This window comes from Paraburkholderia phenazinium (assembly GCF_900142845.1).
Classification (GTDB): Bacteria; Pseudomonadota; Gammaproteobacteria; order Burkholderiales; family Burkholderiaceae; genus Paraburkholderia; species Paraburkholderia phenazinium_A.
Genome location: NZ_FSRU01000002.1, coordinates 3,237,127 through 3,259,901, shown reverse-complemented (window position 1 = coordinate 3,259,901; position 22,775 = coordinate 3,237,127). Strand labels below are relative to the sequence as shown.

Here is a 22,775-nt window from a genome sequence, read left to right as displayed (position 1 = left end):
AGGAACACCCCATGAAGCTCGAACACCCGGATCGTCTGATGAACCGCACTCCTCTCTCGCTCGCCGCGCTCGAAGTGCATGATGCCTTCGCTGAACGGCACATCGGCCCGGACTCGGCCGACCAGCAAGCGATGCTCGAAGCCCTCGGCTTCGCGTCGCGCGCCGCGCTGATCGACGCCGTGATTCCGCAGACGATCCGCCGCAGCGAAACGCTGCCGCTCGGCCCCTTCACGCAGCCGAAGAGCGAAGCCGAAGCGCTCGCCGCGCTGCGCGAACTGGCGGACAAGAACCAGGTGTTCCGCTCGTATATCGGGCAGGGCTATTACAACGCGCACACCCCCACGGTGATCCTGCGCAACGTGCTCGAAAATCCGGCGTGGTACACGGCTTACACGCCGTATCAGCCGGAAATCTCGCAAGGCCGTCTCGAAGCGCTGCTGAACTTCCAGCAGATGATCATCGACCTGACCGGCCTCGCCATCTCCAACGCGTCGCTGCTCGACGAGGCCACCGCCGCCGCCGAAGCGATGACGCTGCTGCAACGCGTGGGCAAGCCGAAGTCGAACGTCTTCTACGTCGCCGACGACGTGCTGCCGCAAACCATCGAAGTGGTGAAGACGCGCGCCACGCCGGTCGGCATCGAAGTGAAGGTCGGCCCGGCGGCGGACGCCGCCAACGCCAATGCGTTCGGCGTGCTGCTGCAATACCCGGGCGTGAACGGCGACGTGCGCGACTACCGCGCACTCGCTGAAGCGATCCACGCAGCGGGCGGCCATGTGGTGGTCGCCGCCGATCTGCTCGCGCTCACCGTGCTCACGCCGCCGGGCGAATGGGGCGCGGACGTGGCCGTCGGCAACACCCAGCGTTTCGGCGTGCCGGTTGGCTTCGGCGGCCCGCACGCGGCGTATCTGGCCGTGCGCGACGAATTCAAGCGGCAAATGCCGGGGCGTCTGGTCGGCGTCACGGTCGACGCACAAGGCAAGCCCGCCCTGCGTCTTGCGCTGCAAACGCGCGAACAGCATATCCGCCGCGAAAAGGCGACTTCGAACGTCTGCACCGCGCAGGCGCTGCTCGCGATCATGGCCAGCATGTACGCGGTCTATCACGGCCCGCAAGGCCTGAAGACGATCGCGCAACGCGTCAACCGCATCGCCTCGTTGCTCGCCGCCGGCGCGAAGAAGCTCGGCTACACGCTCGTCAACGAAACCTTCTTCGACACGCTCACGTTCGAAACCGGCGCCCGCACCCAGGCACTGCATGACGCCGCGACCGCCAAGCGCATCAACCTGCGCCGCGTGAGCGATACGCGCGTCGGCATTTCGATCGACGAAACCACCAAGCGCAGCGATCTGGCCGATCTGCTGGCGGTGTTCGCCCAAGCGGCGTTCGTGAACGACGTGCCGCAAATCGATGCGCTCGACGCAGAACTGCCCGCAGAGAGCACCGTGCCGCCCGCGCTCGAACGCACCAGCGCGTACCTCACGCACCACGTCTTCAACCGTCACCATTCCGAAACGGAAATGCTGCGCTATCTGCGCAGCCTGTCGGACAAGGATCTGGCGCTCGACCGCTCGATGATCCCGCTCGGCTCCTGCACGATGAAGCTGAACGCGACCTCGGAAATGCTGCCGGTCACGTGGCCGGAGTTCGGTCAGATTCACCCGTTCGCGCCGGCCGAGCAAACGGTCGGTTACCGCGAAATGATCGATCAGCTCGAGCAGATGCTGGTGGCGGCAACCGGTTACGCGGCGGTTTCGCTGCAACCGAACGCGGGCTCGCAAGGTGAATACGCCGGTCTGTTGATCATCCACGCGTACCACGCCTCGCGCGGCGAAGGGCATCGTAACGTCTGCCTGATTCCCGCTTCGGCACACGGCACGAACCCGGCGTCGGCGCAGATGGCCGGCATGCAGGTCGTGGTGGTGGCGTGCGACGCGCAAGGCAACGTCGATATTGACGACCTGAAGGCGAAGGCCGCGCAACACGCGGACAAGCTCGCAGCCATCATGATCACGTACCCGTCCACGCACGGCGTGTTCGAAGCGAACGTGCGCGAAATCTGCGAGATCGTGCATGCGCACGGCGGCCAGGTCTACGTGGACGGCGCCAACATGAACGCGATGGTCGGCCTCACGGCGCCGGGCCAGTTCGGCGGCGACGTCTCGCACCTGAACCTGCACAAGACGTTCTGCATTCCGCACGGCGGTGGCGGCCCCGGCGTCGGTCCGGTGGCGGTGGGCGCGCACCTCGCGAAGTTCCTGCCGAACCAGGTGTCGTCGGGCTACGAGCGCACCGCTGACGGCATTGGCGCAGTGTCCGCCGCGCCGTACGGCTCCGCTTCGATCCTGCCGATCTCGTGGATGTACATCGCGATGATGGGCGCGAAGAATCTCACCGCTGCGACCGAAACCGCGATCCTCAACGCCAACTACGTCGCCAACAAGCTCGCGCCGCACTATCCGGTGCTGTATTCGGGCCCGGGCGGACTGGTCGCGCACGAGTGCATTCTCGATCTGCGTCCGATCAAGGAAACCAGCGGCATCACCGTCGACGACGTCGCCAAGCGTCTCGCCGACTACGGCTTCCACGCGCCGACCATGAGCTTCCCGGTGCCGGGCACGCTGATGGTCGAGCCGACCGAATCGGAATCGAAGGAAGAACTTGACCGCTTCATTGAAGCGATGACGGCGATCCGCGAGGAGATCCGCGCCGTCGAGGAAGGCCGTCTGGACCGCGAAGACAATCCGCTCAAGCACGCGCCGCACACCGCAGCCGTGGTGATTGCCGACGACTGGAAGCATGCTTACCCGCGTGAAACCGCGGCGTATCCGCTGCCGTCGCTGATCGCGAAGAAGTACTGGCCGCCGGTCGGCCGTGCGGACAACGTGTATGGCGACCGCAATCTGTTCTGCTCCTGCGTGCCGATCGCGGATTACGCGTAACGCCGCTTCAGCCGCTGTCCTGAACCGCGCACCGCCTGAGGGCAGTGTGCGGTCCTGTCGTTCGTGCCCGGGAACGGCTAACATCACACACCGAATCAGCCCAACGAAGGAGTTTCGCATGGTGCGAAAGGTGCTAATGATGCAAAGCCGGAGCCATTCAGGGCGCATGCCGTCATGGCAGGCAGCGGGAACCCCGCTGGCGCTGCTGCTGGTATGCAGCGCCATCATGCTGCCGGCGCGGCAGGCCCGCGCCGCGATGAATTTCTGTGCGGCGCCTGCGCTGCAAACGAGCGAGCGCACCAATGCCGATCCTGGCGTCAAGGCGCTCGTCAGCAATGTGGAAGCGCATCTGAACGACCCGGCCCACGCGGTGTCGAAGTTGCATACCGAAGGCACGCTGCCGCACGAGGGCATCTACGACCAGAGCGTCGAAGCGGAAAAGGATCTCGACCTGCTGCGCGACGCCGCGCTCGCCTGGCGCGCCACCAGTGACGATCGCTATCTGAAGCTGGTCGACCGTCTGCTGTACGCATGGGTCACCATCTACGAGCCGAGCTTCAACCCGATCGACGAAACCCGCTTCGAAGGTTTGATCCTCGCCTACGACATGACGGCGAGCGCCTTGCCGGTGAAGACCCGCAACGCGGCAATGGCGTTTCTGACGAAACTTGGCAACGGTTACATCGAGCAGATCGACGCGCAGCCGCGCCCCTTGACCGGCACGTTTCGCAACAACTGGCAGAGTCACCGCATCAAGCTGATTGCGATGGCTGCCTTCACGCTCGACAACCGCAAGATGATCAACGCGGCGCAGCGTCTGTTTGTGGAGCACATTGGCGACAACATCGAACCAGATGGTTCGACGATCGATTTCAAGGAACGCGATGCGCTGCATTACGTGACCTACGACTTGCAGCCGCTCGTGACCGCGGCGCTGGCCGCTCGCCGTCACAACCGCAACTGGTTGCCGGAGAAGGCCACCAACGGTGCGACGCTGGGCGCCGCGCTGAACTGGTTGACGCCCTACGCATTGGGCACGAAGACGCATGACGAATTTGTGCATTCGGACGTTCCGTTCGATGCAAAACGTCGCGAAGCCGGCTTGCCGGGCTATTCGGGTCAGTGGGATCCGAAGAACGCGACGGAACTGTTTAACCTGGCTGCGCGGCTGGATGGCCGCTATGCGCCAGTCGCGCTGCATCTGGCGCCCAACCCGCCCGCATGGCTGGCCGTGTGCCTGCCGCTGCCGGCGCGGTAAACCCGATATTTTCTTTTTGCAGGAGCAGTAATGGCAGTCAGTGTGTTCGACCTCTTCAAAATCGGCATTGGTCCGTCCAGTTCGCATACGGTCGGGCCGATGCGCGCGGCGCTGATGTTTGTCCAGGGGCTCGAACGCGACGGACTGCTGGCGGCCACGTCTTCCGTGAAGGTCGATCTGTACGGCTCGCTCGGCGCAACCGGCAAGGGCCACGGAACGGATCGCGGTGTGATGCTCGGCCTGATGGGCGATGCGCCGGATACCGTCGATCCCGAGACGATCGCGCAACGTCTGGAAACGGTGCGCACCTCGCGCTCGCTGGCGCTGCTCGGCACGCACCCGGTGCCGTTCGTGCAGAAGGATCACATTTCGTTTTATCGTCAGGCGCTTGCCGAGCATCCGAACGGACTGAAGCTGCACGCGTTCGACGCGCAGGGTGAGACGCTGCGTGCGGCGACGTATCTGTCGGTAGGCGGCGGGTTTGTCGTCACAGCGGGCGCGCCGAATACCAAGGTGCTGAGCGCCGTCGATCAGTTGCCGCATCCGTTTCGCAGCGGCAACGAGTTGCTTGCGCTGTGCAAGGCGACCGGCAAGAGCATCGCGCAACTGATGTGGGAAAACGAGCGCGTGTGGCATACCGAAGAGGAAACGCGCAGCGGCCTCCTGAAAATCTGGGACGTGATGCAGTCGTGCGTCGCGCGCGGTTGCGGCATCGGCAATCCGGATGCGGACGGCACGCTGCCCGGGCCGTTCCAGGTGAAGCGGCGCGCACCGCAGTTGTATCGCTCCTTGTCCGGCAATCCGGAGCTGGCGTTGCGCGATCCGCTGTCGATGGTGGACTGGATCAATCTCTACGCAATCGCCGTCAATGAAGAGAATGCGGCCGGTGGACGGGTGGTCACCGCGCCGACCAACGGCGCGGCCGGCATCATCCCTGCGGTGCTGCATTACTACACGCGTTTCATGCCGGGTTCGAACCAGCAAGGCGTGATCGATTTTCTGATGACAGCGGCGGCCATCGGCATTCTGTACAAGCTGAATGCCTCGATTTCGGGCGCGGAAGTGGGCTGCCAGGGCGAGGTGGGCGTGGCCTGTTCGATGGCCGCGGGCGCGCTCGCTGCCGTGATGGGCGGCACACCGGAGCAGGTGGAGAACGCCGCGGAAATCGGCATGGAACACAACCTGGGGCTGACCTGCGATCCGGTGGGCGGCATGGTGCAGATTCCGTGCATCGAACGTAATGCGATGGCCTCGGTGAAGGCGGTCAATGCGGCGCGGATGGCGCTGCGTGGCGACGGCAGTCACTATGTTTCTCTGGACTCGGTCATCAAGACGATGCGCGAGACGGGCGCCGATATGAAGACCAAGTACAAGGAAACTTCGCGCGGCGGCCTGGCGGTGAATATCGTCGAGTGCTGAGGTCGCGTGGCGCGAGGGCGGGCGGCTAACAACGCCCTCCCGCGCCTCGCCGTTGATGCGCTGCGGCATCGCCCGTCCTCGTGACACCAGTCGCCCACTCGGCGTAAGCTGTCGAAGCCCGTCGGCCACCCCATGGCCGACCAGCCGACCGACCCGACTGGAGGCTTCATCGCAATGCCGCTGCCGAATGATTCCGCCACCACCACTGGTGCGCGCCTTGTAGTCGATGCCCTGCTGACCCATGGTGTCGAACGTGTTTTCTGCGTCCCCGGCGAGAGTTTCCTTGCCGTACTCGACTCGCTGCACGACGAGACCGAGCGTATCCAGACCGTCGTCTGCCGGCACGAAGCGGCCGCGGCCAACATGGCCGAAGCGATCGGCAAGCTGACCGGCCGCCCGGGCGTGGCACTCGTCACGCGTGGACCTGGCGCGACGCATGCCTCGATTGGCGTACACACCGCATTCCAGGACTCGACGCCGATGATCCTGCTGATCGGCCAATGCGCACGCGAGCATCTGGACCGCGAGGCCTTCCAGGAAATCGACTATCGACGCATGTTCGGCCAGATGGCCAAGTGGGTCGCGCAGATCGACGATCCGAAGCGGATTCCCGAATATCTTAGCCACGCGTTCCACACCGCGACCTCAGGACGACCGGGCCCGGTTGTGTTGTCGTTGCCGGAAGACGTGCTGAGCGACGTGTGCCCTGTGGTACCGGGCGCGCCGGCGTATCACCGTGTGGCCGCCTCGCCCTCGGCCACGCAGATGACGCAACTACGGCAACTGCTGGAAGGCGCCCAGCGGCCGATGGTGATTGCCGGCGGCAGCGGCTGGACACCCGAAGCCTGCGCGGATCTGCAGCGCTTCATCGAGAACTGGCAGTTGCCGATTGGCCTCGCGTTCCGCTTCCAGGACACGCTCGATAACGAACACCCGAATTACGCAGGCGATGTCGGGCTCGGCATTAACCCCGCGCTGGCGAAACGTATCCGCGATGCGGACTTGCTGCTTGCATTGGGCCCGCGTCTCGGCGAAGCGACGACCGGCGGCTACACGCTGCTCGACATTCCGAAGACGAAGCAGACCTTGGTCCACGTGCATCAAGGCGCGGAGGAATTGGGCCGCGTGTATTCGGCGGATCTGCCGATCGTCTCGGGGATGCCCGAACTCGCCTCGCTTCTGGCCGCGTTGCAGCCTCCCACTGGAAAACCGGCATGGGCGGGAAGCGCGGAGGCGGCGCACCGCGCCTATCTCGACTGGCGCACGCCGCGGCCGATTCCCGGCGACGTGCAGATGGGCGAAGTGATCCAGCAACTACGCGCGCACTTGCCCGACGACGCGATCCTGACCAACGGCGCGGGCAATTACGCGACGTGGCTGCACCGGCATTTCTCGTATCGGCATTTCCGCTCGCAACTTGCGCCGACCAGCGGCGCGATGGGATACGGTGTGCCGGCGGCGATTGCGGCGAAGTCGCTTTACCCACAGCGTGCGGTGGTGGCGCTGGCCGGCGACGGCTGCTTCATGATGTCTGCTCAGGAGCTGGCGACGGCGATGCAGTACGACCTGCATGTGCTATTCATCGTGGTGAACAACAGCCACTTCGGCACGATCCGCATGCACCAGGAGCGGCACTATCCGAACCGTGTGCATGGCACGGGCCTGACCAATCCGGATTTCGCGGCGTTCGCGCGGTCGTTTGGCGCGCATGGCGAGACGGTGGAGCGCACGGAGGATTTCCTGCCGGCGCTCGAGCGATCGCTCGCGGCGAAGCGCGCAGCGGTGATCGAAATTCGCATGCCGCAGGAAGCGAGTACGCCTGGTGCGACCTTGGAGCAGATTCGGGAGCAGGGCCGCAAGCTGCGGGGTGAATAGAAGCCGGCGACGACGGGGTGGTCTTGCTGGCCGGGACCGCCCAACGCGCTGACGACGAACTGCTGCTAGGCGGAAATCGCGGACAAGGCGCTGAGTTCCTTCAGCAAAGCTGGCTTGCGGGCCTCGACGACGTCTGTCTGAATCTGATAGATCACGGACTTGATCACTTCCGTCTGACTCATGGACGTATTGTCGACGAGCGTCTTGATGTCGTCGGCGATACGCAGCGACACCTTCATGGAGAGGCGCCTGCGCGCGGCACCGCGCTCCTCCTTGAAGCGCTCGACGGCCGTACGGTGTGCCTTCAGCAAGCGCTCCCTGGGGTACTCGCCGGAGGCGAAGCGATGCAGATAGAAGACCATCAGAACCTTGCGAAATTCGGTTGAGTTTGTGCTGTCGACGGTGAACGCGGCGAGGTCGAGCATATCCAGATAGATGGCGGGCAGTTGTGCCTCGATGGGCTTCACAACCTTCTGCCGTGCTTCGCGAATTGCCGGCGTGGACTGCCCGGGGATGGCGACGACTTGATCGCAGAGGTCGCAGACAGAGACGAGGATGTTCTTCACTTCGCCGTTGCCGTCGCTAAACGGCACATCGCGCCGGGCGAAGGTGGAGGTGACGATCTGCTGGCAACTGGAGCAGATTGCCTTGCTCTTCTCACCTTCTTCATACAGTTTTGTGTTCACGGTTTTGCTCACTGACGAACGCTAACAAACATGGTGTCTGGATTACCGATGAAGTAGAACTTCACGTACCAGCCACTTGACGCGACCACGTGAACGTCGATCTCCGCAAACCTGTGATGCGGCGACGATACGTGCTCGGTCCCATCGCTTTTGACGATGACGCGTTCGACGAACTCCGGCGTCACGTTCCCCGAGGCCAGCAGGTTTTTGACATCGGTTGAGGACTTTTGACGGACCGACGAGTCATCCGAATGGCTAATGGGGGGCAGCCGCGCACGAAGTGCAGCGGCGGAAAAAAGGGTTATGCCGCCCGACGAAGCGCGAAGCGCGACGTTGGAACGAATGAGCGCTGAGTCACGAACGCACGAGATGCGAGAACGCATCTCGTCTCGTACCACTAAGGATAACGAACAAAGATGGCTCACTACGGGCTAGCGGTGTGAGCCCGCTTTCTTTGCTTACTTTCTTTGCGGCGGTGTACAGACTGGAGACATAGCTGACAGGTGTACGGGGACATGGTTGACACTTTCGGGCAATCGAACGCCCGGACCCATCCATGCCCTGGAACGTAAAAGACACCATGAGTCTCAGACAGGAATTCGTTTGTCTGGCCGCTGTGCAGACAGTGCCTTTCAGCGAGTTGTGCCGGCGCTTCAACATCAGCCGCCAGACCGGCTACAAATGGCTTGAACGCCACAAGACGCAAGGCGAGGACGGTCTGGCCGACCGTTCCCGTCGCCCGCATTGCAGCCCCGCCCGCTCATCGGATCAGGTCGCCCAGGCCGTGATCGCCTTGCGTCAGGCGCACGGCTGGGGTGGGCGCAAGATCGCCCGACGGCTGCAGGACATGGGCTTTGCCGACGTTCCAGCGCCCGCCACGGTAACGGAAATCCTCCGGCGTCATGGTTTGATCGATCCGCGCGAATCCGCGCAGCGCGAGCCCTGGCAGCGCTTCGAGCACGAGCATCCGAATGCACTCTGGCAGATGGACTTCAAGGGCGATTTCCCGACGCTCGAAGGAGGCCGCTGCTATCCGCTCACGGTGCTGGACGATCATTCGCGCTTTAACATCGTGCTGGCCGCCTGCGCACGCACCACCACGCAGGTCGTGCAGGCCGAACTGGACAGGGCATTCCGGTGCTATGGACTACCCGCACGCATCAATGTCGACAACGGTGCGCCGTGGGGCTCTCCCAGCGCGCCGGGACAGGTGACCGAGCTCGCTGTATGGATGATCAGGCTGGGCATACGGGTGAGTTACAGCCGTCCCTATCATCCGCAGACCAACGGCAAGGACGAACGGTTTCACCGCTCGCTGAAGGCCGAGGTGCTGCAGCGCTACACGTTCACCACCCACGCACACGTGCAGCAGGAACTGGAGCGCTGGCGCAGTGTGTACAACACCGAGCGCCCGCATGAAGCCCTTGACCTGGCGACACCGCTCACGCGTTACCGGCCCAGCCCACGGACGATGCCTGATCATTTGCCGGAGCCGCAATACGGTCCACACGACGAGGTCCTGCGGGTCAACTCAAACGGTCTGGTCCGCTTCCGCGGGGAGGCTGTGCGCCTGTCAATCGCGCTTAAAGGCCTGCCGGTCGCCGCACGTCCGAAACCCGACGAAGACGGCGTTATCGAGTTCTGGTTTGCCCATCATCGCGTTGCAAAACTTGACCTCGGAGGAGCAAAACGCTGACCATGATGTGTCAACGATGTCCTCGTACATGTGTCAACCATGTCTCCAGTCTGTACACGGCGGCAAAGAAAGTAAGTGTGTAGTGGTCAAGCCCCTTTGGACACCCACAAAGGGGTTTTCAGTAAATAGAAGCCTCATAACGCGCCGGTGGCGAATCATTGGCCGCCGAATGGATGCGCCGGTAGTTGTAAAAGTCAGCCACGTAACCCGCGATATCGCGCTGGGCCTGTTCGTGACTGCAGTACTCCTGTTCTCCGATCCATTCACTCTTCAGGCTTCTGAAGAAGCGCTCGACCACCGCGTTGTCCCAGCAGTTTCCCTTTCGGCTCATGCTCTGCACCATCCCGTTTGCCTTCAGATCACTCACGAAGCGTTCGCTGGTGTACTGGCAGCCCTGGTCGGAGTGGAACATCAGTCCGGGGGCTGGGCGCCGGCTGCTGCGGGCCTGCTGTAGCGCCTGGATCACCAGCTCGGTATCCGCCTGCAAGGCAAACGCCCAGCCCACGATGCGACGCGAATGCAGATCCATCACGATCGCCAGATAGGACCAGCCCTGCCGCGTTCTCACATACGTAATGTCACCGGCCCATACCCGGTTGATCGCACCCGGCTCGAACTTGCGCTCCAGCAGGTTGGGCGCCACCAGTGCTTCACCTTCGGCCTTGCGATAGCGGTGCGTTCGCCGTCGCGCCACCGCCAGTTGCGCCTCGCGCATCAGCGAACGGGCCCGGTAGCGTCCGATCGCGTGACCTTGCTGCTGCAGCGCCCGCGCCATCCTGCGACTGCCGTAACTGCTGCGGCTCTCGCTGTGGATCTGGCGCACAGTTCTGAGTAGCGCGGGTGAAGCTGCCGGCTTGCAAACCCGTCCCGCGAACGCGTAGTAGCTGCTTCGCGGCACCTTCAGCAACCTGCACATCAGACTCACCGGCCAGGCCTTCTTCAGCGAACGGATCACTTCGAGGAGCGATCCAGTTCCTTGACGAAGAAGGCCGTGGACTTTTTTAGTATGTCGCGCTCACGTTCAAGCTCGACCACCCGCGCCTCAAGCTCCCGGATACGCCGCTGGTCAGCTTTGACCTGCACCTGCGTGCGCGGCGGCTGGACCTGCTCGGCGCGCCACTGCGCCACCCACCGCCGCAACGCCGTATCGCCAACACCTAGCGCTTCGCTGGCCTTCGCGAACGAGTAGCCCTGCGCAACCACCAGCTGCACCGCTTCTGCCTTGAATTCGTCAGTTATGTTCCGTCTGCTCATTTCTCACCTCGGTTGGAGAATTATCCCCTTTAGAGGTGTCCAGAGTCATTGGACCACTACAGTGCCGCCCCGCACAGGGGCGACGCCAATAGACCACTAAGAAATCAAGGAAAAGCCAAAACAGAAAAAAAGAAAACGCCCCACGAGCCAAAAAACCCGCGGAGCGTTATCAACCAACAGCCAACGGCTCAAAGAGCGACAAAAAGAGCCACCACCAGGCGCCGTCAGGCAAAAAACAACTTACTTCCCACCAACACTCTGCAAAGTAGTCCACTTCCCATCGACAACCTTATAAAGCGTGATCCCACCATTCTTAAGATCACCCTTGCCGTCATACTCCAGATGAGTGGTAGTAACAGCGGGCATATCGGTCTTGGCGAGCAGCGGCAGATACTTGGCCGGATCGGTGGAGTTAGCTTTCTTCATAGCATCGAACATAGCCATAGCGCCGTCATAGGCATAAGGCGAGTACGTCTGCACATCTTCGTTGAAGCGCTTCTTGTACTTGGCGACGTAGTCAGCGCCACCGGGCATCTGATCCAGCGGCAGGCCAGCAAGCGAAGCCACCGTCCCATTAGCCGCATCACCCGCCAGCGAAAGGAAGGTAGGCGTATGCACCATCTCGCCGCCCATCAGCGGAGCCTTGATGCCGAGCGTCTTCATCTGCTTGACCATCGGCGCGGCTTGCGAATCGGCACCACCGTAATAGATCAGATCCGGATTCACCGACTTCAGCTTGGTGAGAATCGACTTAAAGTCGACAGCCTTATCGTTAGTGAATTCACGATCGACGATCGTAGCGCCGGAAGCCTTGGCAGCCTTCTCAAACTGATCAGCCAGACCCTGGCCATAAGCCGTACGGTCATCGACAATCGCGATCTTCTTCATACCCAGGCTCTTCACCGCGAACGTGCCCGCGACCGAACCTTGCTGCGTATCGGACGTCATCATCCGGAACGTGGTCTTGAAGCCTTGTTGCGTGTATTCAGGCGCCGTCGCCATGGCGATTTCGGGGATGCCCGCGTTCGCGTAGATGCGCGAAGCCGGGATCGTCGTGCCCGAGTTGAAGTGGCCGAGCATGCCCTTGATGCCGTCGTCCACCAGCTTCTGCGCAACGGTCGTACCGGTGCGCGGGTCAGCCTGGTCGTCCGCCGAGTCCAGCACGAAGCGCACCGGCTTGCCGCCGATCACCGGCTTCGTGGCGTTCATTTCTTCCACAGCCAGCGTGATGCCGTTCTGGAAGTCCTTGCCGTAGTGAGCCTGTGCGCCCGTCATCGGACCAGCAAAACCCACCTTCACGTCTTCGACCTGCTGTGCGTGTGCCGCCCCCGCCAGTGACATGGCTGCGACGAGCGTCGCGCCAGCCAGCTGTTTCATCTTGTGTTGCATAGCTTCTCCTTGGTACCAGGTGTGAGTGGAGCGGTTTCGGGGTCGCCGTACCGCTTCCGTTTTATTGAATCGACCGTTAAAGGTTCGCTCAACCGATCGTCATCAAATTCGCATTGCCGCCCGCTGCTGCCGTATTCACGCTGACCGAACGTTCCGTCAGGAGACGTTCGAGCGCGTAATCCTCGTCGCCGCTTTCCAGCGCCCGCGCCGCCACTCCCTGCACCGAGACGATGGGACCCGCACGCTTGGCCACTTCCTTCACCAGCGCCAGCAGCTCGTCGCTATCGCCTTCGAACAGCACGGCGTCGAACGGCATGTCGCCGCCCTTCTTCACGCTCGCGTACGTCTTGAGCGCTGCCGGCAGCGCCGACACCAGTTGCTCGCCGGCCGCGCCTTCGAACAACGCGCGATTGCCGGTAGCCAGCGCCGCGGCGAACTGCACGCGCGCACCGCTCGCCGTCGACGCCACGCACAGCACCGTGCCGCGCGCGCCCAGCGTGTAGGTGTTGCGCTCGCCGGTCGGTCCGGGCAACACCGCCGTCGCACCCGCCAGGCCTTGCGACAGGTAGCCGTCGCAACGCGCCGCGAGTGCCGCCTCACGCTCGCCGATCAGCCAGTCGCGCAAGACCGTCAGCGCCGAGGCCGGATTGTCGCTGCGATTATCACCGTTTAGGCCCGCTTGTGGTGCATCCGTCACCAGCAACTGCGCCAGCGTTTTCGGCAGACCCGCCGGACGCGTGGCGAGAAGCCGCTGCAGATACAGCGCGCCGCCTGCCTTCGGACCCGTGCCGGACAGGCCTTCGCCGCCGAACGGTTGCACCCCCACCACCGCGCCCACCACATTGCGGTTCACATAGATATTGCCCACGTGCGCGCGGCTGATCACATGCGCGATGGTCTCGTCGATCCGCGTGTGGATGCCGAGCGTCAGGCCATAACCCGTCGCGCGGATCTGTTCCAGCAGCTTGTCGAGCGCGCTGCGGCGATAGCGCACCACGTGCAGCACCGGACCGAACACTTCGCGCTTCAGTTCGTCGATGCTGTCGAGCTCGATCAGCGTCGGCGGCACGAAGGTGCCCTGGGCGCCCCCTTCCGGCATCGGCAGTTGCTCGACCTTGCGGCCCTTCTCGCGCATCGCCGCGATGTGCGCGTCGATACCGCGCTTCGCTTCGACGTCGATCACCGGGCCCACGTCGATCGACAGGCGATCCGGGTTGCCCACCGCCAGTTCGCGCATCGCGCCGGTCAGCATTTCCAGCGTGCGGTCGGCGACGTCGTCCTGCAGACACAGCACGCGCAGCGCGGAACAGCGTTGACCGGCCGAGTCGAACGCCGAGTTCAGCACGTCCGCCACCACCTGCTCGGCGAGCGCCGACGAATCGACGATCATCGCGTTCTGGCCGCCGGTTTCGGCGATCAGCGGAATCGGCCTGCCGTCGGCGTCCAGACGATTCGAGAGCGTCTTGTTGATGAGGCGCGCGACTTCGGTCGAGCCGGTGAACATCACCGCCCGCGTGCGGGCATCGGCCACCAGCGCCGCACCGACGGTTTCGCCGTCGCCCGGCAGCAGTTGCACCGCGCCGGCCGGCACGCCGGCTTCGCGCAGGATGCGCACCGCTTGCGCGGCGATCAGCGGCGTCTGTTCCGCCGGCTTCGCCAGCACCGTGTTGCCGGCCGCGAGCGCTGCCGCCACCTGGCCCATGAAGATGGCCAGCGGGAAATTCCACGGGCTGATACAGACCACCGGACCGAGCGGACGATGTGTGTCGTTCGAGAACTCGGTGCGGATCTGCGCCGAGTAGTAGCGCAGAAAGTCGATCGCTTCGCGGATTTCCGCCACCGCGTTCGGTAGCGACTTGCCCGCTTCGCGCACCACGAGGCCCATCAGCGTATGCATCTGCGCTTCGAGCAGATCGGCGGCGCGGGCGAGGCAATCGGCGCGCGCTTCGACCGGCGTCGCTTGCCAGATCGGCGCAGCGGCTACGGCGTGCGAAAGCGCGGCGCTCACGTGTTCCGAAGTGGCTTCGACGACGGTGCCGACGAGGTCGCGATGGTCGGCCGGATTGCGCACATCGCGCGAGGTGCCCACGGCGATTTCGTTGTCTTCGAGCATCGGCGCGGCGCGCCACGGATGATGCGCGCTCGCCAGCAAGGCCGACGACAGCGACGCCAGCCGATGTTCGTTCGACAGATCGAGGCCCATCGAATTGACGCGCTCCGCGCCGTACAGATTGCGCGGCAGCGGAATCTTCGCGTGCGGCGCGCCGAGCGGCACGATCTTCGACGCTTCTTCGACCGGGTCGGCGACCAGATCCTTGATCGCGACGTTTTCATCCGCGATGCGGTTCACGAACGACGTATTCGCACCGTTTTCCAGCAGACGCCGCACCAGATACGCCAGCAGCGTCTCATGCGTGCCGACCGGCGCATACACGCGGCACGGACGGTTCAGCTTTCCAGCAGACAGCGGGCCGGTGACTTCTTCATACAGCGGTTCACCCATGCCGTGCAGACACTGGAACTCGTACTGGCCGGGATAGTAGTTCTGACCCGCGAGGTGATAGATCGCCGAGAGCGTATGCGCGTTGTGCGTCGCGAACTGCGGATACACCGCGTCCGGCGCGCCGAGCAGCTTCTTCGCGCAGGCGAGGTACGAAACGTCCGTGTAGATCTTGCGCGTGTAGACCGGATAGCCTTCGAGGCCGTCCACCTGGGCGCGCTTGATCTCGGTGTCCCAGTAGGCGCCCTTCACGAGGCGCACCATGATGCGGTGACGGCTGCGGCGCGCCAGATCGACGATGTAGTCGATCACGAACGGGCAGCGCTTCTGATACGCCTGCACCACGAAGCCGATGCCGTTCCAGCCCGCCAGATCCTGATCGAAGCACAGCGCTTCGAGCAGATCCAGCGAGATTTCGAGGCGGTCCGCCTCTTCGGCGTCGATGTTCAAGCCGATGTCGTAGCGGCGCGCAAGGATCGCAAGCGAACGCACGCGCGGCAGCAACTCGCTCATCGTGCGTTCCTGCTGCGAGCGCGAATAGCGTGCATGCAGCGCCGAGAGCTTGATCGAAATGCCTGGGCCTTCATAGATGCCGCGGCCGCCGGCGGCCTTGCCGATGGCGTGGATCGCCTGCTCGTACGACGCGTAGTAGCGCTGCGCATCCGCTTCGGTGGTGGCCGCTTCGCCGAGCATGTCGTAGGAGTAGCGGAAGCCGCGCGCCTCGAACTTGCGGCTGTTGGCGAGCGCCTCGGAGATGTTCTCGCCGGTGACGAACTGTTCGCCCATCAGGCGCATCGCCATATCGACGCCCTTGCGGATCAGCGGCTCGCCGCCCTTGCCGATCAGGCGCGTCAACGCCGACGACAGACTCGTTTCGCTATTGGTCGTCACCAGCTTGCCGGTGATCATCAGCCCCCATGTGGCGGCATTGACGAACAGCGACGGCGCCTGGCCGACGTGCGATTTCCAGTCGCCCTTGCTGATCTTGTCGCGGATCAGCGCGTCGCGGGTGGCGCGATCGGGAATCCGCAGCAGCGCTTCGGCGAGACACATCAGCGCCACGCCTTCCTGGCTCGACAGCGAAAATTCGTGGATCAACCCTTCGACGCCGCCACCCTTGCTCTTGCCGCGCAGCGTTTCGACCAGCTTGCTCGCCATCGCGTCCACGTCATTGGCGAGGTTGGCCGGCAGACGCGCCTGGCCGAGCAGGAACGGCACGCATTCCGGCTCGGGACGGCGGTATGCCGCAGTGATCGCCGCGCGCAGCACCGATTGCGGTTGCACGTTCTGCGCAAAATCGAGGAACGGGTGCGACGCACCGTCCTCTTCGGACTCGACGGTTGCACCGTCGGCCATATCCGCCGAACCATGCACGCCGGACAGCTCCGCCGGCAATTGACCGTGCTCGATTCGTTCGAGATACGCGAAGATCGCCTGCTTGATCAGCCAGTGCGGAGTGCGTTCGAGACGGGTGGCGGCATCTTTCAGCCGGGAACGCAGGAGGTCGTCAACCTTGACGCCGAGGGTGGTGCTAGCCATGTTTCCTTCTTCATATGCCAGCCAACCCGCGCCGGCCAAAGACTAAAAAGTTGGCCGAATCGTACGCCTCCCAATAAAAAGGTGCAACCATCCAAAAGGCATGGTTGCACCATTGTTCAAGCCTTGTATGACCGGGGTTTGCGGCGGGTAGCGGCGCATCGGGGCAAACCCCGGTGGCATCAGTACTTTCCCCTACGAATTTCTTTTCTGGCGACCCTTATCGAAATCGGAATCGCGCCGTTATACAGGTTAAGAATGCGCGTTAGCGCACAGTACGGGGCTTACGGGGTAGCGGAAATGGAAAAGTGGCTGGTAGTGGCAGGAATCTGGACGATGTGCGCGATGTGCGCAGTCCTCTTCATTCGCGGTGCGACGTGTTCGGTCGCAAGAGAAACGGCGGACGAGCGACGTTCGCCGAACGGCGCACGCGGCGCGGTCCGGGAGTAAGCGCGGGCTCAGGCCCGCGCCACGAACTGGCTGCAGGCGTCGTCCGGCGAGACGAGCTGGTCGTGCAGGCGGCAGAGCCGGCTTGCCGCCACGCTCGCGCCAAACCCTGAACTGAACACCACGAGGCCCGGGATGCTCTGCTCCAGCGTGTGTCGATCGTCAGCGCGGTACCGGCAACCGGCGCAGCTTGGCCGGCACGCGCGCAGTGCCTGCTTCGCCGCGTCCGCGCGTTCCGCCGGGGCAGTCACGATCCCTGTCCCAAGCTATTCCAATACGATGCGAACACGTGCGCGGACAGCGCGTAGCCGATGGCGATATTGACGACCACGCCGGCCGTGAACGCGAGGAACGGCTTCAGTCCGGTGGCGCTCAGCAGGCGCAACCGCGTCGTCAAACCAATGCTCAGAAAGCAGAAAATGAACGCCCAGGTGCGCAGCGCGGTAATCGGCGCGACGAACTCCGGTGTCACCACCTTGCGGTAATCCGCCAGCGAATAGTGGCTCGCGATCCACGTCACGAGCGCCGACGCGATCACGAAGCCGATCACGAATTTCGGAAAGCGCGCCCAGATCTCGCCTGCGTTGGTCTTGGCTTTGACGCCGCTGTCCTCGGTCTCCCAGCGGGTGCTTGCGACGATCGCCAGCACGAAGGCCCAGATGCCGATCCAGATATCGCGGCCCACCACTTTCATCAGCGTGAACGCCTGCAGCGAGGCTTCGGGCGCACCGGCGATCGCACCGCCTGCGTGCTTGGCGAAGTCGCCGTAGGCCTGGGCGGCGGCGATACCGGCGGCATCCGCGAACTCCGAGGTGCCGATCCAGGCGCCGGCCACCGCCGTCGACAACCCGAGCGAGCGCGACGCGAACGGCAACACGAAAATCATCACAATGGCCCACAGGATCACCAGCGTGATCGCCACCGAAGCCTGCTCTCGTTTAGCGCGCACGGCGCCTGCAATCGCAATCGCCGCCGAGACGCCGCACACCGCGCCGCCCACGCCGAGCACTGCGGCAAACCGGCGGTCGAGGCCAAACGCCTTGCCGGCAAAGAAGATCACGAAGAACGTCACCAGCGAGACGATGCTCGCCTGCCCGACCGCAACCGGACCGGCCCAGACCAGCAGGGTGAACGGCAGCGTCGCGCCGAGCAGCACGATACCCACCTTGATATAAAACTCGACGCGCAACCCGGCGGAGAACCACTCAGGCAGACGGAACACGTTCGAGATCACCAGGCCGAGCGCGAGTGCAACCAGCGGCGGCTCGAGGTTGTACTTCGAGGCGTTGACCCAGGCGCCGAGCGCAAAAATCAGGATCGACGCGACGAACAGGATCAGGAACGACGGCAGAAAATGTGCGAGCCGCTGCTTCAAGGCGGCGAGGCTCACGCCGAACAGCACCGCGAACACGACGAACAACGCGGCATAGTTCGACAGATGCTTGACCAGATCCTGGACGACTGCGCCCGGGTCCGACCATTTCGCCGGCGCAACGGCGAGCCATTTGATGCTGCTGCCCGAGGCGAACAACGCCCACGCGACGACGATCACCAGCAGGCCGATCCAGACGGCCCACCAGTCTTCGGTGGCGAACAGGCCGCCGCCACGTTGGCTGGCCGTGTCATGCTTAGGATCGGATTTGGCCGGTGCTGCGCCCGCCGGCAGGCTGTGATTGGTATCGCTCATCGCAAAAGCCCCGAGAGTTGAGGTGCGTCGGCGCGGGAGAAGTTGGGATTGTTGTTAAAACTGCGCCGATTCGGCGAAATATAGACGACCGGCTTTCAGAACTGAAACGACCTTTCGCTCTATGAATATGACTGAAAGGGATTTGCACGCTGGCCGGGACGGCGGGCGCGGCTGGGCCCAGAGTCAGGCCGCGGTGGGACTTCAGATGTCGAGCGGGTCGACTTCGAGATTCCAGCGCAACACGCCCTTCAAGGTGCGCAAGATCGGCTGCCACGCCCGCAGCGTGGCTTGCAGCGCGCCACGCGACGCACTCTCGATCAGCAGTTGCGCGCGATGCACATGCATCACCTTGACGATGGTGAGCGGCACGGCGTCGTAGACGGTGACCCGCCCGGCGGACGGCATCTCCGCCAGCGCCGCGGCGGCCTGCTGCAGGAAAGCGAGCGCCGCCTCGAGCGTGCGCCCTTCGGCGCGCAGCAAGGCCTGATAGACGAACGGCGGCAGATGGGCGTCGCGGCGCTCGGCGAGCGTCGAGTTGGCGAAACCCACGTAGTCGTGCCGCGCCAGCGCGTGATACAGCGCATGCCGCGGATAACGCGTCTGCACCAGCACTTCGCCGGGCAGTCCGGCGCGTCCGGCACGGCCGCTCACCTGCATCAGCTGGGCGAACAGGCGCTCGCTCGCGCGGAAGTCGTGCGAGAACAGCGCGGTATCCGCATTGAGCACGCCCACCAGCGAAACGCGCTGAAAATCGTGGCCCTTGGCGATCATCTGCGTGCCCACCAGGATGTCGACGTCGCCCGCGTGCACATCGGAGAACAGCGCCTGCGCGCTGCCTTTGCGGCGCGTGCTGTCGGCGTCGATGCGCAGCACACGCGCACCCGGCACGGCGGTTGCCAGCGTTTCCTCGACACGCTGCGTGCCGCGCCCGAGCGGCGCGATGTCGACGTTGCCGCAATCCGGGCACGAGCGCGGGATGCGCGCCTCCCAGCCGCAATGATGGCAACGCAGCGCGCGCTCGGGCTTGTGCAGCACGACGTAGGCGCTGCAGCGCGGGCAACCGGCCACCCAGCCGCAGGCGTCGCAGGCCAGTTGCGGCGCGTAGCCGCGGCGGTTCAGAAACACGAGGCTCTGCTCGCCCTTTTCCAGGCGCGTTTTCAAGGCGGCAATCAACGGCCCCGACAGGCCTTCCACCGAAGCCCGTCCACGCCGTCGCTCTTCTTCGAGATCGATCAGCTTGACCGTGGGCAACACCGCTTCGGCGACCGCGCGGCGCGACAGCGTCAAGCGCGTGTAGCGCCCCTGGTCGGCCTGCCACCAGCTTTCGAGCGACGGCGTCGCCGAGCCGAGCACCACCGGCAAGCCCAGTTGCTTGGCGCGCCAGATGGCCAGATCGCGCGCCGAGTAGCGCAACCCTTCCTGCTGCTTGTAAGCGGGATCGTGCTCCTCGTCGACCACGATGATGGCCAGCTTCGGCAGCGACGCGAGTATCGCGAGCCGCGTGCCGAGCACGATCCGCGCACGGCCGCTGTGCGCTGCAAACCAGTTGCGCGCCCGTTCGCCCTCCGCGAGACCGCTGTGCAAGGTGACGATCGAAGTGCCGTTGAGCGCCGCGAAACGTGCGCGAAACGCAGCCTCGAATTGCGGCGTGAGATTGATTTCGGGGACGAGGACGAGCGCCTGAGCATCGGGCCGCGCCGCGAGAATGGCGGCGAGCGCGCGCAAATAGACCTCGGTCTTGCCGCTGCCGGTCACGCCGTGCAGCAGGAAGGGAGCGAAGCCGTCGGCGTCGCGGATCGCCTCGACGGCGGCGGCCTGTTCGTCGGTGAGAGTCGGCAGGGTGGGCGAGACGGCTTGCGCGCCGTCGCACACTGACGGTGCCGCGCCCAATGCGGCCGCTTCGGTCACCTCCAGCGCTACCCAGCCTTCGGCCTGCCATGCATCGAGTGTCGCGACGGCTTTCGGGTGGATCACGCGCGCGTCGGCAGCCAGCAGCGCGTCCGCTTCGATCAGCGCCTGAGCGAGGCGCCGCAAGGCGCTCGCGCGTGCCGGCAAGGCGTCGGGCAGCGCCGCGCGGCCGGCCGGCAGCAGACTGTAGCGCTCCTGCGGCGCCAGCAGCCGCGCCCAGCGCGATGGGTCGCGCAGCGCTTGCGGCAAAGCCGGCAAGGCGACTTCGCCGAGACCCCGCTGGTAGTAGTCCGCGGCAAAGGCGGCGAGCGCCAGCCATTCGTCCGATAGCGGTGGACAGGCCTCGCAGATCGCATCCACGGCGCGCAGCTTGTCCGCGGGGACGTCACTGTGAGCGGTCACTTCGCAGACGAGACCCACCACCTGACGCCTGCCGAACGGCACGCTGACGAGCGTACCCGGCTGCGGCGGCTCGGTCGCGTCGCAGCGATAGTCGAACAGGGTCGGCAGTGGATGATCCAGCGCGACGCGGACGAAGACGGGGCTCAAATTGGATTCGGAATCGCGATCGGGGTCGGCAGACGCGGCGCGGCGAGCGGCGTGACGTGCCGTGAAGCGGCGGCGTACGCGGCGAAGTTAAAGTAAAACTTCACTTTCCGCGCTAAGTTTTGGATTCGACTGAACAATTGCTGTTGACCCGCGCGTCCTGTGGATAACTTTGTTGAGAACTCCGCCCGGAAGGCCGGAAAACCGCGCCACTGCGGCCTTGTGTGGGTTTTCGCACAATTCCTTCCGCCCCGTGGAAACCCTTGCCAGTCAAGGACTTGATCAAATGCGCACACAACTTGCAAGGACAATGCTGCGATGAAAGCCTCTACCGCGCCGCAGCGTGATAAGTGTGCATAAGTCAAGTCTTGACAACGGCGGAAGCGCCATCTGACGGCCCGGTTAACACTATTTTTACCTTAGCCCGAGAGCCCAGCTCGCCGCACTGCAACAAAACCGTCACGTAGCCAGCGTGGTTCCGCCTGCTCCAGCAGCGCGAATAGCACGGCTGTGCCGATGCACTTCGTCGACCAGTTCGGCGACATGTTCCGGCGGCGTGAATTGCGAGATGCCATGGCCGAGATTGAAGATGTGGCCGGGATGATTGCCGAAACTGTCGAGCACGGCACGCGCTTCCATGCGAATCGCCGAGGGCGGCGCGAACAGCACCGACGGATCGAGGTTGCCCTGCAGCGCCACCCGGTCGCCGACGCGCTCGCGCGCCTTGGCGAGGTTGACCGTCCAGTCGAGCCCGACCGCGTCGACACCGCTAGCCGCGATGTCTTCGAGCCACGGGCCGCCCCCCTTCGTGAAGGTGATCACCGGCACCTTTTCCCCGTCGTGAGTGCGCTTGAGCTGGCTCACCACCTGCTCGATGTAGTGCAGCGAAAAGCGTTGGAAGATGCCGTCGGCCAGTGCGCCACCCCAACTGTCGAAAATCATCACGGCTTGCGCGCCGGCTTCGATCTGCGCGTTCAGGTAGGCCGCCACGCTTTGCGCGTTCACCTCGAGAATGCACTGCATCAGATCCGGGCGCGCATACAGCATGGACTTCACCGTGCGGAAATCGGACGAACCGGCGCCTTCGACCATGTAGCAGGCCAGCGTCCACGGACTGCCCGAGAAGCCGATCAGCGGCACGCGCTGGCGGCCTTGCGCGTCGGTGAGCGCCTTGCGGATTTCGCGCACGGCGTCGGTGACGTAGCGCAGCGTGGCGTCGATGTCGGGCACAGCGAGGCGTGCGACGTCCGCTTCGGTGCGCACCGGGCGGGCAAACTGCGGCCCCTCGCCGGCCACGAAATCCAGCCCAAGGCCCATTGCATCGGGCACCGTGAGAATGTCTGAGAACAGGATGGCCGCGTCGAGCGGGTAACGCTCGAGCGGCTGCAGCGTGACTTCAGTCGCATAGGCCGGACTCTTCGCCAGGCTGAGGAAGCTGCCGGCACGGCTGCGCGTTGCGTTGTATTCGGGCAGGTAGCGGCCCGCCTGACGCATCAGCCAGATCGGCGTGTAGTCGGTCGGCTGGCGCAGCAGCGCGCGCAGGAAGGTGTCGTTGAGGAGGTTATGGGCCACGTTGCTTGCGACTGAAGGCAAAGGGGCATTTTACCGGACGCAGCGGGACCCATCCTGCAT

14 protein-coding genes are annotated in these 22,775 nt (G+C 64.2%); 5 read left to right on the top strand and 9 right to left on the bottom strand.

Annotation, left to right across the window (positions count from 1 at the left end):
* Nucleotides 1–11: 11 nt before the first annotated feature.
* The 4 genes from gcvP to BUS12_RS31620 all read left to right on the top strand — a co-directional run bounded on the left by gcvP (nucleotide 12) and on the right by BUS12_RS31620 (nucleotide 7,494).
* Complete coding sequence (gene gcvP, locus BUS12_RS31635) at nucleotides 12–2,942, top strand: aminomethyl-transferring glycine dehydrogenase (protein ID WP_074301252.1); 2,931 nt, start codon at nucleotides 12–14, stop codon at nucleotides 2,940–2,942.
* Between the two features lie 166 nt (nucleotides 2,943–3,108).
* Nucleotides 3,109–4,200 carry an alginate lyase family protein gene (locus BUS12_RS31630; protein WP_429307638.1) on the top strand — a complete coding sequence of 364 codons (1,092 nt, stop codon included), beginning with the start codon at nucleotides 3,109–3,111 and terminating at the stop codon, nucleotides 4,198–4,200.
* Between the two features lie 30 nt (nucleotides 4,201–4,230).
* Nucleotides 4,231–5,619, top strand: a complete 1,389-nt coding sequence (locus tag BUS12_RS31625) for an L-serine ammonia-lyase (protein WP_074301250.1) — start codon at nucleotides 4,231–4,233, stop codon at nucleotides 5,617–5,619.
* 174 nt (nucleotides 5,620–5,793) lie between these two features.
* Entirely contained in the window at nucleotides 5,794–7,494 is a 1,701-nt protein-coding gene (locus BUS12_RS31620; RefSeq protein WP_074301806.1) for a thiamine pyrophosphate-binding protein, read from the top strand.
* A 65-nt stretch (nucleotides 7,495–7,559) separates the two neighbouring features.
* On the opposite strand, the gene BUS12_RS31615 is transcribed toward BUS12_RS31620, so the two are convergent.
* Both BUS12_RS31615 and BUS12_RS31610 read right to left on the bottom strand, forming a co-directional pair.
* Nucleotides 7,560–8,180, bottom strand: coding sequence for a hypothetical protein (locus BUS12_RS31615; RefSeq protein ID WP_074301805.1), 621 nt, complete (start codon nucleotides 8,178–8,180; stop codon nucleotides 7,560–7,562).
* Between the two features lie 8 nt (nucleotides 8,181–8,188).
* Nucleotides 8,189–8,563, bottom strand: a complete 375-nt coding sequence (locus BUS12_RS31610) for a hypothetical protein (RefSeq protein WP_083640689.1) — start codon at nucleotides 8,561–8,563, stop codon at nucleotides 8,189–8,191.
* A gap of 173 nt (nucleotides 8,564–8,736) precedes the next feature.
* Here BUS12_RS31610 and BUS12_RS31605 point away from each other — a divergent pair, with 173 nt between their 5' ends.
* Nucleotides 8,737–9,876, top strand: a complete 1,140-nt coding sequence (locus BUS12_RS31605) for an IS481 family transposase (protein WP_074301249.1) — start codon at nucleotides 8,737–8,739, stop codon at nucleotides 9,874–9,876.
* A 118-nt stretch (nucleotides 9,877–9,994) separates the two neighbouring features.
* Here the strand turns inward: BUS12_RS31605 and BUS12_RS31600 are convergent.
* The 7 genes from BUS12_RS31600 to hemE all read right to left on the bottom strand — a co-directional run bounded on the left by BUS12_RS31600 (nucleotide 9,995) and on the right by hemE (nucleotide 22,715).
* Nucleotides 9,995–11,130, bottom strand: a protein-coding gene (locus BUS12_RS31600) for an IS3 family transposase (RefSeq protein ID WP_253190019.1) whose coding sequence is annotated in 2 segments (ribosomal slippage) — nucleotides 9,995–10,872 and nucleotides 10,872–11,130 — 1,137 coding nt in all. Because the reading frame shifts where the segments join, the coding sequence is not laid out codon by codon here.
* 240 nt (nucleotides 11,131–11,370) lie between these two features.
* Entirely contained in the window at nucleotides 11,371–12,519 is a 1,149-nt protein-coding gene (locus BUS12_RS31590) for a branched-chain amino acid ABC transporter substrate-binding protein (RefSeq protein ID WP_074301248.1), read from the bottom strand.
* 88 nt (nucleotides 12,520–12,607) lie between these two features.
* Nucleotides 12,608–16,558, bottom strand: coding sequence for a trifunctional transcriptional regulator/proline dehydrogenase/L-glutamate gamma-semialdehyde dehydrogenase (gene putA, locus BUS12_RS31585; protein WP_074301247.1), 3,951 nt, complete (start codon nucleotides 16,556–16,558; stop codon nucleotides 12,608–12,610).
* A 455-nt stretch (nucleotides 16,559–17,013) separates the two neighbouring features.
* A complete protein-coding gene (locus tag BUS12_RS31575) occupies nucleotides 17,014–17,253 on the bottom strand; it encodes a hypothetical protein (RefSeq protein ID WP_074301245.1) in 240 nt (79 codons plus the stop codon).
* The gene (locus BUS12_RS31570; protein WP_074301244.1) at nucleotides 17,250–18,689 is read right to left on the bottom strand and encodes a YeiH family protein; all 1,440 of its coding nucleotides are present in this window, start codon (nucleotides 18,687–18,689) and stop codon (nucleotides 17,250–17,252) included. Before BUS12_RS31570 ends, BUS12_RS31575 begins: the two co-directional genes overlap by 4 nt.
* A 201-nt stretch (nucleotides 18,690–18,890) precedes the next feature.
* On the bottom strand, nucleotides 18,891–21,146 hold the full coding sequence (locus BUS12_RS31565) for a primosomal protein N' (protein ID WP_074301243.1): 2,256 nt from the start codon (nucleotides 21,144–21,146) through the stop codon (nucleotides 18,891–18,893).
* A gap of 456 nt (nucleotides 21,147–21,602) precedes the next feature.
* On the bottom strand, nucleotides 21,603–22,715 hold the full coding sequence (gene hemE, locus BUS12_RS31560; protein WP_074301803.1) for a uroporphyrinogen decarboxylase: 1,113 nt from the start codon (nucleotides 22,713–22,715) through the stop codon (nucleotides 21,603–21,605).
* Nucleotides 22,716–22,775: the final 60 nt, after the last annotated feature.

What these genes read in the sequence shown, in the direction of transcription:
- BUS12_RS31625 (WP_074301250.1), top strand. Translation starts at nt 4,231, where the DNA reads ATGGCAGTCAGTGTGTTCGACCTCTTCAAAATCGGCATTGGTCCGTCC.
- BUS12_RS31610 (WP_083640689.1), bottom strand. Translation starts at nt 8,563, where the DNA reads ATGCGTTCTCGCATCTCGTGCGTTCGTGACTCAGCGCTCATTCGTTCC.
- BUS12_RS31630 (WP_429307638.1), top strand. Translation starts at nt 3,109, where the DNA reads ATGCCGTCATGGCAGGCAGCGGGAACCCCGCTGGCGCTGCTGCTGGTA.
- putA (WP_074301247.1), bottom strand. Translation starts at nt 16,558, where the DNA reads ATGGCTAGCACCACCCTCGGCGTCAAGGTTGACGACCTCCTGCGTTCC.
- gcvP (WP_074301252.1), top strand. Translation starts at nt 12, where the DNA reads ATGAAGCTCGAACACCCGGATCGTCTGATGAACCGCACTCCTCTCTCG.
- BUS12_RS31605 (WP_074301249.1), top strand. Translation starts at nt 8,737, where the DNA reads ATGCCCTGGAACGTAAAAGACACCATGAGTCTCAGACAGGAATTCGTT.
- BUS12_RS31570 (WP_074301244.1), bottom strand. Translation starts at nt 18,689, where the DNA reads ATGAGCGATACCAATCACAGCCTGCCGGCGGGCGCAGCACCGGCCAAA.
- BUS12_RS31620 (WP_074301806.1), top strand. Translation starts at nt 5,794, where the DNA reads ATGCCGCTGCCGAATGATTCCGCCACCACCACTGGTGCGCGCCTTGTA.
- BUS12_RS31590 (WP_074301248.1), bottom strand. Translation starts at nt 12,519, where the DNA reads ATGCAACACAAGATGAAACAGCTGGCTGGCGCGACGCTCGTCGCAGCC.